11 protein-coding genes are annotated in these 13,019 nt (G+C 37.2%); 10 read left to right on the forward strand and 1 reads right to left on the reverse strand.

Annotated elements, in window-relative coordinates; all coding sequences use genetic code 11:
• Positions 1-110: 110 nt before the first annotated feature.
• The 4 genes from H6G73_RS14450 to H6G73_RS14460 all read left to right on the forward strand — a co-directional run bounded on the left by H6G73_RS14450 (position 111) and on the right by H6G73_RS14460 (position 3,738).
• Complete coding sequence (locus tag H6G73_RS14450) at positions 111-1,445, forward strand: bifunctional serine/threonine-protein kinase/formylglycine-generating enzyme family protein (RefSeq protein ID WP_242034204.1); 1,335 nt, start codon at positions 111-113, stop codon at positions 1,443-1,445.
• A gap of 382 nt (positions 1,446-1,827) precedes the next feature.
• Positions 1,828-2,703, forward strand: a complete 876-nt coding sequence (locus tag H6G73_RS14455) for an alpha/beta hydrolase (protein WP_190605617.1) — start codon at positions 1,828-1,830, stop codon at positions 2,701-2,703.
• A 46-nt stretch (positions 2,704-2,749) separates the two neighbouring features.
• Entirely contained in the window at positions 2,750-2,875 is a 126-nt protein-coding gene (locus tag H6G73_RS24865) for a hypothetical protein (protein WP_256443779.1), read from the forward strand.
• A 68-nt stretch (positions 2,876-2,943) separates the two neighbouring features.
• On the forward strand, positions 2,944-3,738 hold the full coding sequence (locus H6G73_RS14460) for an ABC transporter permease (RefSeq protein WP_199317739.1): 795 nt from the start codon (positions 2,944-2,946) through the stop codon (positions 3,736-3,738).
• A gap of 12 nt (positions 3,739-3,750) precedes the next feature.
• On the opposite strand, the gene H6G73_RS14465 is transcribed toward H6G73_RS14460, so the two are convergent.
• Complete coding sequence (locus H6G73_RS14465; RefSeq protein ID WP_190605620.1) at positions 3,751-4,770, reverse strand: GGDEF domain-containing protein; 1,020 nt, start codon at positions 4,768-4,770, stop codon at positions 3,751-3,753.
• A 1,095-nt stretch (positions 4,771-5,865) separates the two neighbouring features.
• Here H6G73_RS14465 and alaS point away from each other — a divergent pair.
• From alaS to H6G73_RS14495, 6 genes are all read left to right on the forward strand, one after another.
• Positions 5,866-8,508 (forward strand): alanine--tRNA ligase, encoded by a 2,643-nt coding sequence (gene alaS, locus H6G73_RS14470; protein ID WP_190605622.1) that lies wholly within the window; start codon positions 5,866-5,868, stop codon positions 8,506-8,508.
• 162 nt (positions 8,509-8,670) lie between these two features.
• Positions 8,671-10,227: an ATP-dependent nuclease gene (locus H6G73_RS14475; RefSeq protein WP_190605624.1), complete on the forward strand. Its 1,557-nt coding sequence runs from the start codon at positions 8,671-8,673 to the stop codon at positions 10,225-10,227.
• Between the two features lie 330 nt (positions 10,228-10,557).
• Positions 10,558-10,788, forward strand: a complete 231-nt coding sequence (locus H6G73_RS14480; protein ID WP_190605626.1) for a DUF433 domain-containing protein — start codon at positions 10,558-10,560, stop codon at positions 10,786-10,788.
• Between the two features lie 37 nt (positions 10,789-10,825).
• Entirely contained in the window at positions 10,826-11,989 is a 1,164-nt protein-coding gene (locus H6G73_RS14485) for an AAA family ATPase (protein WP_190605628.1), read from the forward strand.
• Between the two features lie 2 nt (positions 11,990-11,991).
• Positions 11,992-12,669 (forward strand): DUF3226 domain-containing protein, encoded by a 678-nt coding sequence (locus tag H6G73_RS14490; RefSeq protein WP_190605630.1) that lies wholly within the window; start codon positions 11,992-11,994, stop codon positions 12,667-12,669.
• Positions 12,670-12,754: 85 nt separating this feature from the next.
• Positions 12,755-13,015 carry a hypothetical protein gene (locus tag H6G73_RS14495; RefSeq protein ID WP_190605632.1) on the forward strand — a complete coding sequence of 87 codons (261 nt, stop codon included), beginning with the start codon at positions 12,755-12,757 and terminating at the stop codon, positions 13,013-13,015.
• The last annotated feature ends 4 nt before the right edge of the window (positions 13,016-13,019 follow it).

The following is a 13,019-nucleotide window of genomic DNA, read 5'->3' on the forward strand; positions in this document are numbered from 1 at the left end:
AAAGGAATTTATAATCACAACTTAACTAATATATTTTAATTATTCGCCCAAAATTACCATATTTTGGGCTATTTTTATCTGATTTTTCTTAACATTCAACATTTCTGCTGTTGACTGAATTGCAAAAACACGGGAAATTGAGTGAAACCGCAGTCAAGAAAATATTATTTGATTTATTACCAGTTTTGCAATTTATTCATAGTAATAATGTTATTCATCGAGATATTAAACCAGAAAATATTATTAGAAGTTCTACAGGTGCTTTATTTTTAATAGATTTTGGCATTTCTAAAGAAGTAAGTGGGAGTATATTGACCAAAGTCGGCACAATTGCGGGAACTCCTGGATATGCACCATTAGAACAATTGCGCGGGATGGTTTATCCTAGCAGCGACCTGTACAGTTTAGCTGTCACTGGCATTCGACTGTTGACGGGATGTTTGCCACAACCTAATGGCAGTGATGCGCTGTTTGATTTGACGACCATGCAGTGGACATGGAAACAGCGTATTTCTGTGAGTCAAGACTTAGAAACGGTTTTAGATAAAATGCTGCAAGACTTTCCAGTTAATCGTTTTCAGTCAGCAACGGAAGTTTTAGCAGCATTGCAGACTCAGACCATTCCACCGACAGTTATTTCACCCAAATTACCAACAAATTCTCCTCCTACTCTCAATATTCAATTTATTTCCCCACAACAATCAGTATCATCTGCACATATATCCTTTACAGAAGACTTGGGAAGAGGTGTCATGTTAGAAATGATAGCGATTCCTGAAGGCACATTTCTTATGGGTTCACCAGAGGGGGAAGGACTAGATAGCGAAAAACCACAACATCAAGTGACTGTTCCATCTTTTTACATCGGGAAATACCCTGTTACCCAAGCACAATGGGAACAGGTCGCAGGTTTACCAAAAGTGACGATTGATTTAAAACCCAAACCTTCATACTTTAAAGGTGCAAATCTTCCAGTTGAACAAGTATCGTGGTTAGATGCACAGGAATTCTGTGCTAGATTAAGTAGAAATACTGGTAAAAAATATCGCTTACCCAGCGAAGCTGAATGGGAATATGCCTGTAGGGCAGGAACTACAACTCCCTATTATTTCGGTGACACAATCACCACTAATGTAGCTAATTATGATAGGAAGTATAGACAAACCACGGTGGTAGGAAACTTTCCTCCAAATAACTTTGGTTTATATGACATGCACGGTAATGTGTGGGAGTGGTGTGAAGACTGCTGGCAGGAAAATTATGTAGACGCGGCTAATAATGGTACTGCTTTGATTAATAGTGATCCACGCCGACTGTTTCGGGGCGGTTCCTGGTTCAACTTTCCTAAACGCTGCCGTTCTGCGTTTCGCCTCAGCCATGACAGTGACGAACTCTACGACATTATTGGTTTTCGTGTTGCCTGTGGGGTTGGGAGGACTTCGTAGCCCTTTATACTCTTACCCTTTTGTCCTTTGCTCTTTTTTCTTTTTTTCCCTTGCCCTTCACCGTAGGGGCGGGTTTACAATTACCCTAGTTGGGCAATGCAAGATATTGATAAACCCGCCCCTACAAAATCTTGTATATCTGCCCTTATTATCAGAATCTTGCCATTATACATATTCTTGTATGGGTAGAGACGTTCCGCCGGAACGTCTCTACGTTTGTCGCCATTATTCTCTTCATCATCTTCCAGGGAAACGGCACTTTACAAGCTGTAAAGGAAACTAAACTTCTCTGTATCTTGGGTGTAAAAGGTAGCAATGTTTCTTACAATGTAATTTTATAGACTAATTCTATACCGGGAATCTTAAGCACAAAGTTAACCCTATGATGAACCACAGGGAAGGAACATTTAAAGGTGTTGAGGGGCTAAATTTGTATTATCAAAGTTGGCATCCTAAAGGAAAAACACGGGCTATATTAGCTTTAGTACATGGACTAGGAGGACATTGCGGACTTTATAAGAACGTAGTTGAGCATGTCCTCTCTAAACAATATGCTGTTTATGGTTTTGATTTACGTGGTCATGGCCGTTCTCCTGGTCAAAGAGCTTATATTCACAACTGGTCGGAGTATCGTGATGACCTGGGAAGCTTTTTGCAATTCATTCAACAACAGGAACCAGGAACGCCGATTTTTCTCTTTGGTCACAGTATGGGTGGGTTAATAGTTATAGACTACACTCTCCGCTATCCTGAAGCTGCTAGCTGTTTGCAAGGTGTCATTCCTTTTGCACCTAGTATAGGTGAAGTTGGTGTACCACCTCTCCGCATTTTGTTAGGTAAATTACTATCTCGCACTCTCCCGCGCTTTACTCTCAATACAGGAATTGATAGTGCTGCTGGTACACGGGATCAAAATCATTCCACTCCCATAAAAGACCCTCTCCGCCATACTTTAGCGACGGCTCGGTTGTCTACAGAATTCTTTGCTACACTAAATTGGGTTCATGCTCACGCACCAGAATGGCAAGTGCCGTTATTAATTTTGCATGGTGGTGATGATAGAGTTGCTTTACCTGAGGGTAGTGAAATTTTCTATCGAAAAGTTGCTTATCCAGATAAGTTGAGAATAGAGTATGCTGGTGCATACCACGATTTGCAAATAGATATTAATTACCAGGAAGTGATGACCGATTTAGGTAATTGGATGGATAAGCATTTACCGTCAGAAGTCACTCGCTTGATGCCAGAAAAAGTTTGAAGTCCAACGGCTAATTATTCATATCATTGATTCGGTAGGGTGTGTTATGCCAAAGGCTAATACACCTACAATTATTGATGGTGCGTTGCGCTATGCGACAACACACCCTACATCAATTACCTTAACATTACCTGCTAAGTACCAAGCAAAATTACTTCCATATAGTTATTAAAAAAATCCCTGTATTTCTTAACTGTCACCTGTCACCTGTCACCTGTCACCTGTTACCTCTCCAAAAATATGTCTATCAAACTCATGCTGAGACAGGCTATTACTTTATTTTCTGTCTATTACGCTTATATGCTAGAGTATCGGTCAGAACTGATTCTCTGGGTGTTGTCTGGTTCTTTGCCAATTATCCTTATGGGGGTTTGGATACAGGCAGCGCAAGGTGGAAATTTTGGTTTAACTGCGGTAGATTTTGCCCGTTATTTCTTTGCTGTTTTTTTGACTAGACAAATCACCGTTGTTTGGGTAATTTTTGAATTTGAAAAGGAAGTGGTGGAAGGAAAACTTTCTCCACGATTATTACAACCCATAGATCCAGTTTGGCATCATTTATTTTCACATTTAGCAGAACGTTTTGCTAGACTGCCTTTTGTATTTTTATTATTTGGGTTGTTTTTTATTTTATATCCCCAAGCTTTTTGGCTACCAAGTTTCGCTAATTTGTGTTTATTTTTAATTGCAATAGTGTTGGTTTTTTTCTTAAGATTTGCAATTCAATATACTTTCGCGATGTTTGCTTTCTGGACTGAAAGGGCAACTGCTATTGAAAATTTCTGGTTTTTGTTTTTCTTATTTTTATCAGGGATGATTGCACCTTTAGAGGTGTTTCCACCAGCGATAAGAGAGATAGTTTTTTTAACTCCTTTTCCTTATTTAATCAATTTTCCTGCTAGTGTTTTGGTGGGTATGCCTGTAGATATAGTTAAGGGCTTTGTTGGTATCTTCAGTTGGTTAATTATCTTTATTGTGGTCAATCGTTGTCTTTGGCGTGCAGGTTTGAAGCGTTATTCGGGTATGGGGGCATAAAGTAACCCAATATTAACTTGATACTGCTCGCAAGGTTGGGGATAAGTGTTCCCAGGAAATGACTTTGTTGCGTCCAGAGGCTTTTGCTGCTAAAAGACATTGATCAGCCCGGTCTAATAAGGTGGAACCATCTTCACTATCTTCTGGTTCTAGGGAGGCTACGCCTAAGCTAATGGTAATACTAACAGAGACTTTATGGCTAATGGTAAATGGATGGTCACTAACTACTTGATTGAGACGACCGGCCACTGATTGTGCTTCTTCATTACTTGTATTAGCTAGGATAATTACGAATTCTTCACCACCATAACGAAATGGTGTGTCTTGGGCACGGAGATTGTAGCGTAGGCGTTTACATAATAACTGTAGCAAGCGATCGCCTACTAGATGACCATAGGTATCATTAACTTTCTTGAAATAGTCTACGTCCAAAATTATTAGACTTAAGGGCATTCCCAATGTGCGAGACTTGCTAATTTGTCTAGGTAAATCCCATTGCAAAGCTCGACGATTATTTAATTCTGTCAGAGAATCGGCTAAAGCGATCGCTGATAACAAATCGTTTTTCTGCAATAAATCTCGGTATTTTTGAGTTTTGCGAGTACCCACAGCCAATTGGGCGAGAATTAATTGGTGATATGCTGTTAAGCTTGGTAAATCATCTGTATTTAATTGTGTAGGTAGATGCCAGATATAAGCATCAGCACCTTGTTCCAAGGCTGAGGTATTCATAGCTATTTCCCATTCCCAATTATGGGCGCTTTTCTGGCTTAAAAATTCAGGACGATCCTCGAAGACAATGCAGTATATCCATGACATTGTTACCTGTTCTTTGAGCCAATGGCATAGTTCTAGGCTACCAAACAGGCTAGCTTGTATTAATAATAAATCAGGTGGTTGGCTTTGGATATGTGATTTGGCCTGATGGACACTGACGGTTACAGTGGTATAAAACTTGTGAGTGTCACGTATCTGACCTGGAAGGGTATGAAAAAAATGATTACTTCCAAAGACCAGAAGAGAAATATTCATGGCTTTGCATTTTACCTATTTCCAAATTCACGATTTGATGGGTTTGCATGTGTTGATTTTCTTGATGGCGAAATAAGAATATATTGTTTTTCAGAAAGAAAATTCAACTGGTAAATTTAATATTTTTTTAATCAAAAAATGTCTTTATCTCCTTAGTGTTTATGCGAATTTATAAAATTTCAAATATTGTACTACTTTCAACTTTTAGTCAAGTAGTTTGAAACAGTGATTTTACGGAATAAGTTTATTCTTCATATAAAGAAAATTACCCCAATGTTAATTCACTATTCTTTACACAATTTAAGTTTCCGGATAGTTTTGGAAATTTTTTAAAGCAGGATTAATTGAGTATTTACAGTATCCAAATGTGCATTAATTGTTTTTGCCGTTTTTTAATAAAACTCAGACATCTAAAGGTTTTTGGCACCATCACCAGATATGATTTTTTTAATAAAGGTTACTCTTGATTGTTCAAGGGTGAGGTTGGCATATTCATAAAGTTATACTGGTACAATTCCATTGCAGCTGGTCAGGCGATCGCACTTTTATTTACTACAGTTCCTATAGGTGTCTTTTCCGGTCAGGTTAGACCGTAATTATGATATATCAGCGGTAGCAGACTTGTCTGTGAGCGTCAGTTAAACGGTGATAGGCTTGAAAGTCTTTTTTTGTCTGGCTTTTTTAAATTTACTTATATTTTAACCACCTTGTCTTATGTTATGAATCTGTAAATATATTAAAACAAGTGGTGACAAATAGTGAAATTATAAATGCGCTTTTAGCCAGAGCACGATGGTTATGTAAACCGTGATGATGGTATTTGCAACCTGCCTGACACTCCTCCTTGTTTAAGGAAACATACTTGTATTTGTATACTTATTTGTGTACATATTTTGGAGATTTTCAACAATTTCTTTAGATTTACGCCAAAATTGCCCTAAAAAACAGAATGGTATGAATTATTCTGTAACTTCTGCAAGTCCTGTCTTCTTCCTCGGTCACCTGTCACTGGTTACCTGTCACCTGCTATAGAATTGAAACTCTGCTGCTATAGCGGTGGGAAAATGGTAATGGAAACTATTTTTGTAAATTCTCATGTCTTCAAATCCCCAATTTCTCAGCGGTAACGAAATTCGCGCTTTATTCCTCGATTTTTATACCCAAAGAGGACATCAACAACTTCCCAGTGCGTCCCTCGTACCAGAAGACCCTACGGTACTGCTGACGATCGCGGGGATGCTACCATTTAAACCGATATTCTTAGGACAACGCACCCCGGAGTTTAAACGCGCTACAACATCACAAAAGTGTATCCGCACCAATGATATCGAAAATGTAGGACGGACGAAACGCCACCATACATTTTTTGAAATGTTGGGTAATTTTAGCTTTGGTGATTATTTTAAAGAACAAGCGATCGCTTGGGGATGGGAAATATCCACCCAAGTTTTTGGTTTCTCCCCTGAAAACCTCGTTGTCAGCGTATTTGAAGAAGACGACGAAGCTTTTGCAATTTGGCGAGATAAAATCGGTGTATCAGAAAAACGCATCAAGCGTATGGGTGCAGATGACAACTTTTGGGTATCTGGCCCTACCGGCCCCTGTGGCCCTTGTTCAGAGATTTATTACGACTTCCATCCAGAACAAGGTGACGATAACATTGATTTAGAGGATGATGCCCGGTTTATCGAGTTTTATAACTTGGTTTTCATGCAATATAATCGGGATGCGTCGGGAAATTTAACGCCATTGCAAAACAAGAATATCGACACCGGTATGGGCTTGGAAAGAATGGCGCAAATCCTACAAAAGAAGCCGAATAATTATGAAACAGATTTGATTTTCCCGATTATTGAAACAGCAGCAAAAATTGCGGGAATTGATTATTATCAAAGTGATGAAAATACCAAAGTTTCTTTAAAGGTTATTGGTGATCATGTGCGGTCTGTAGTTCACATGATTGCTGATGAAATTCGCGCTTCTAATGTGGGTAGAGGTTACGTTTTACGGCGGTTAATTCGTCGTGTAGTTAGACATGGTAGATTGATAGGAATTGCTGGGGAATTTATTAACCAAGTTGCGGAAAGGGCAATTTCTCTTTCTGAATCAGTTTATCCGAATTTGCGGAAACGGGAAGCGGCAATTAAAGCAGAATTACAACGGGAAGAAGCGAATTTCTTAAAAACCCTGGATAGAGGCGAAAAACTGTTAGCTGATATTATTGAAACCGTAAAACAAAACAATCAAAATATCATTAATGGTGAAAGTGCTTTTACCTTATATGATACTTATGGTTTCCCCTTGGAATTAACCCAAGAAATCGCCGAAGAACAGAATTTAACTGTTGACGTGGATGGCTTCAATACAGAAATGCAAAAACAGGTGGAACGTGCCAAAGCTGCACATGAAACCATTGATTTAACTGTGCAAGGTTCCTTAGATAAATTAGCGGAACATATCCATTCCACAGAGTTCATCGGTTATACAACTGCTGCCACAACTGCAAAAGTGGAAGTTTTATTAGTTACTGGTGTTTCCCAAGAAGAAGCAGAAGCAGGAACAGAGGTGCAAATTGTCCTCGATAAAACACCATTTTACGCTGAATCTGGGGGACAAATCGGCGATAAAGGTTATATTTCCGGTGATGGAATTTTAGTCAGAATTGAAGATGTGAAAAAAGAATCTGATTTCTTTGTTCACTTCGGACGTATTGAACGGGGTACACTGAGAGTAGGTGACAATGTAAACGCCCAAATTGACACCGCTTGTCGTCGTCGCGCTCAAGCTAATCATACAGCAACTCATTTATTACAAGCTGCTTTAAAGAAAGTTGTTGATGAAGGAATTTCTCAAGCTGGTTCTTTAGTTTCTTTTGATAGATTGCGCTTTGACTTTAACTGTCCTCGCGCTTTAACTACTGAGGAAGTTCAACAAGTAGAAGAACTAGTCAATACTTGGATTTCTGAAGCCCATGCTGCGAAAATAGAAATCTTACCTTTAGCAGAAGCCAAAGCTAGAGGTGCGGTGGCCATGTTTGGGGAAAAATACGGTGATGAAGTGCGCGTGATTGATTTCCCTGGTGTGTCGATGGAGTTATGTGGGGGAACTCACGTTAGCAATACAGCAGAAATTGGTGTGTTCAAAATCATTACCGAAGCAGGTGTGGCTTCTGGAGTGAGAAGAATTGAAGCCGTTTCTGGTGCTGCGGTATTGGATTACTTGAATGTGCGTGATAAAGTGGCCAAAGATTTGAGTGATCGCTTTAAAGTCAAACCGGAAGAAATACCCGACCGCATCACCACACTGCAAACCGAACTCCGCAACAACGAAAAACAAATCGAAGCCTTAAAATCACAACTAGCAATAGTCAAATCTGACAGTTTATTGCAGACTGCCGAAACCATAGGTGAACATAAAATAATTGTCGCCCAAATGGAAGACGTTGACGCAGAATCATTAAAAGCTGCTGCGGAAAGACTACTACAAAAAATCGGTAACGGTGCTGTGGTTTTAGGTTCAGTTCCCGAAGCAGGGAAAGTGAGTATAGTTGCAGCATTCAGTCCCGAAGTGAATAAGAAAGGAGTCCAAGCAGGGAAATTCGTCGGAAATATAGCCAAAATTTGTGGTGGTGGTGGTGGGGGAAGACCCAACCTCGCGCAAGCTGGAGGACGTGACGCAAGTAAACTACCGCAAGCTTTAGAAACTGCAAAAACCGAGTTGCAATCATCTCTAAGTTAGCAGTTTGTGGGGTAGGCATCTTGCCTGCCCTAATCATTTTAATACACTTATTATTTCATAAATACTCTTGAAGGTTGTTTATAAAGAATAACTACGCAATCATAGCATATTATGCTACAATCAATATGTAATTTTGCGTATAATCAACCTCATCAGATTTATATGTGGATTTCTGAAGTTACATTAAACAATTTTAGAAGTTTTGGAGATGCAAATATTCAACTTTCTAAAGGCATTAATCTAATAGTAGGTGCAAATAATTCTGGGAAATCAACTTTATTGAAATCAATTTTATGGCTTCAGAAAGGATTTAATTTGAATGGTACAGATTTACGAATGTTTAAAGGAGATGGATATGTTCATCTGGTGTTAAAAGAAGCAAAACCTGAGGTATTTACATTTATAAACCAGAATTTTCAATCGCAAATATTAGTTAAGTTAAAGTTAGAAAGCAATTCTGTTAGCGTTGAAGCAAATCAATTTAGTGAAATTAATAGAAATGGTAATACTACAAGATATATCCTTAATCAAATGTTTCTTTCAAATGAAGAACCTGAAAATTTTATTTATCCATATTTATCTAAAAGAAAAGTTGCAGGTTTTGAAGAAACAATAAATTCAAATACAACCAATTCAGTGAGGGGAAATCTTTCAAATTTATACGCTAAAATTGACCGCATATCCAATCCTCAAATACAAGAGAATGAACAATATGTTCAAGCCTGTAAAGATATAATAGGCTTTCAAGTTACAACTATTGCTTCCGATATCGGTAAAAAGGCTGCTTATATAGTTAGCAGTCATAAAAATATACCATTAGACGCAATGGGTGAAGGGGTCGGCAATTTAGTTGGATTAATCGTTGATTTATGTATGGCAGAAAATAGACTTTTCTTGATTGAAGAACCTGAAAATGATATTCACCCTAAAGCACTCAAAAAACTTCTCAATTTAATTGCTGAGAAATCAGCCAATAATCAATTTATCATTACAACGCATTCTAACATAGTTGCTAAATATCTGGGCGCACTTCCTGATTCTAAGCTTTTTTCAGTCTCAATGGATTTTGATGAAAACAGAATACCAACATCCCATATTGAAGAAATACCCAATACACCAGAAGCTAGACGTAATGTATTGGAGGAATTAGGATATGATTTCTTTGATTTTGATTTATGGTCAGCTTGGTTAATTCTTGAAGAATCTTCGGCTGAAAGAATAATCAGAGAGTTTTTAATACCTTGGTTTGCACCAGATTTACAAGGGAGAATTAATACATTTTCTACTAAGGGTATTGATAAAGTTATAACCAAGTTCGACGATTTTAATAATATTTTTGTTTTTCTTCATCTGCAACCAGCTTATAAAAACTTAGCTTGGGTTATTGTAGATGGAGGTCCAAAAGAAAAAGAAATTATTGAACAGCTAAAAACCAAATATACCCCTAGTGGATGGAATGCTAATAACTTTCTTCAATTCTCTGAGCATGAGTTTGAAAAATATTATCCAGAACGCTTTGAACTACAAATAGAACATATTATACAAATGCCGAATGGTAAACATAAACAACAAAAGAAAAAAGATATTCTTGAAGAAGTAATAAAGTGGGTTTACGAAAATCCTGAACAAGCAAAATCTGCTTTTCAAGAATCTGCCTCAGAAGTCATTGATATTCTTAAAAATATACAATTGTCAGTATCTAACAATAGCGATAACTAACGCTGGTATAAGTTTTGTTTGAGTTAAGCCTTTAGAATTTCTCTAACCTTCATTATTCATAACTAGACTGTTTACTATTATAAGTCTCCGTAAGTCCCATAACTTACAGCAGTTTCCGTTCACGTTCGCGGAGTGTGGCGTTAGCCATAGTGTGGTAAAGCCATAGATATGAAGTACAAATTTAGCGGGCAAGATGCCCGCACCACAAGAGTTTCATTATTCAAGTCTGTAAATCATAAGGACGAAATATGCTGTATATCTTGCACTTGCAAATGAGCGATAATAGAAAATATTAACGCACCCGTCTCTGATTTCCTAATCTACATAACCATGCAAAAACTTACAAGAATTACCCGTAAACCAGAAGTAATGGGTGGTAAACCCTGCATCCGAGGAATGCGTGTCACTGTTGGTACTATCATTGGTTTAATGGCATCTGGGCATAGTTTAAATGACATTCTCAAGGCTTATCCCTACCTGGAAGAAGCCGATATTTATGAAGCATTAGCCTATGCTGCTTGGCGGGTTGAAGAAATTGAAATTCCGCTGATAAGTGCATGAACATTTTGATTGGTATGAATCTTTACCCTTAACAACTATGCTCAAAACTATAAAAATAGAGAACTTTCGCTGCTTCCAATTTTTTGAACTCCAACAACTAGGAAGAATTAACTTACTGGTTGGTGAAAATAATAGCGGTAAAACTTCTATATTAGAAGCTATTCAGCTTTTATGTTCACGGACTAATCTTGAACCCCTTGGAGAAATAATGATTAACCGGGGTGAGTATTTTTGGAGTGATGAGCCAAGAGGAGAACGTGAACTTGATATTTGTCATTTATTTTATGAGCATCAATTTGATATAGATAGTCAATTTTCTATTTCAGGATTTAATAATAATAATAATGAAGAAAAATTTTCTATGAAAATAGGAAAACCCACATTAAATATTGATTTAAATGAATTAGATCAAGAAAGCAAAAGAAAAATTATTGAAAATTTATCAACGATAGACATTAATAATTTAAATTGCCAATTTGTTTGGCAACTAAAAGATGAATCACATGAATCACAACAAGAAATGGCGACCTTACCTTTATCAGATAATAATTGCCTATTTTTTAGAGACACTAAACGTTTTAATCTATCCAAAACTAATGAAATATCCAATACTATACTTGTTAATTCTTCTTCGTTAAATACAATAAAAATGAAAGAATTATTTGACGAAATAGTCTTAACCCCGGAAGAAGAACTAGTAACAGAATCACTGAGAATTATTGAGCCAAAAATTGAACGTATTGCTACAGCAAATGTTCAAAAATCTACTCAGATAGTGAGATTACGTTCTACTGCTGATTCACATACTGGTTTTTTTGTCCGTCTTAGTGATAAAAAACAACGTGTACCAATTGGCAGTATGGGAGATGGCGTGTGGCGAATATTAGGACTTGCACTAGCTATAGTATCAGCTAAAGATGGTTATTTATTTGTAGATGAAATAGATACTGGACTTCATTTTACTACAATGTCTGGTATGTGGAGAATGATTTGGGAAACAGCTAAAAGATTAAATGTTCAGGTTTTTGCAACTACACATAGTAATGATTGCTGGAAGAGTTTAGCTGATATTGCAGAAACAGAGAATGTGACAGATGATGGAATTAGGATTCACAGAATTGAAAAAGGTAAAGAAAATAGTATTGTCTTTGATGAATCTGAAATTGTCATTGCGGCTGAAGAAAATATTGAGGTGCGGTAGCAATGGCAAATAATGATCAATCTAAAGTTGTGATTTTCAATAAAAAACTCATTGTTGAAGGTGAACAGGATAAGAGAGTAATTCCAGAACTTATGGAAGCCAACGGAGTTCCTTGGCCAAAAGGTAAAGAACCTGTCGATATCGAAGCTTATGGTAGTGATGGATTTATTGATAATAAAAAGATATCTACAAGATTGAAAGCAAGCGGATTAACTCACTTAGGTTTAATAATAGATGCAGATGAGAATCCTGAAGATCGCTGGCAAAGTATTAGAAATGCTTGTTTAAAGGTAGAAACAATACAAAAAAGTATAGATGATTTTCCTGAAAAAATGCCAGAAACAGGAATGATTATTAATATGAATAATCAAAAATTCGGTATTTGGATGATGCCAGATAATCAAAATAGAGGAATGTTAGAAACATTTTTAGCTTACATGATTAAAGATGAAAGTGAACCTCTTTGGCAATATGCACAGGAAGTAGTGATAGAAGCAAAGACTAAAGGTGCAAAATTTATAGATGAACATACTGATAAAGCTTATATTTATTCCTGGTTAGCTTGGCAAAAACCCCCAGGAAGACAATTACATAATGCTATTCAGGAGGAAATTCTAAATCCACAACATCCTAAAGCACAAGTATTTGTTAAATGGTTTAAGGATTTATATGATTTGTAATATCAAATTTACAATCTTCCTCTCCGCGCCTCTGCACCTCTGCGTGAGACTATAATAAATCTAAATACCAAAGGAGTATAAAAAAATGGGTCGTATTAATCCTTATACCCTGCAAATGCAAATAACTCGGATGTTCCAACAAGGACAATCTTTATTTGCTATCACTAAAGTACAAGATTGGCTGAAAGAACGCCAACATAACCCAGCAGATTATGACATTATCTTCCATCAAAAACCTGCACCTCCCGGTTCCCAAGAAGTGATGGTAGTAGAAATAGAACTCAAACGCAAAGATGGACAACCAGTAGACCCCTGGTTACAAGAACAAGCAAATTTACACGCATAATTAA

Source organism: Richelia sinica FACHB-800 (assembly GCF_014698825.1).
Classification (GTDB): Bacteria; Cyanobacteriota; Cyanobacteriia; order Cyanobacteriales; family Nostocaceae; genus FACHB-800.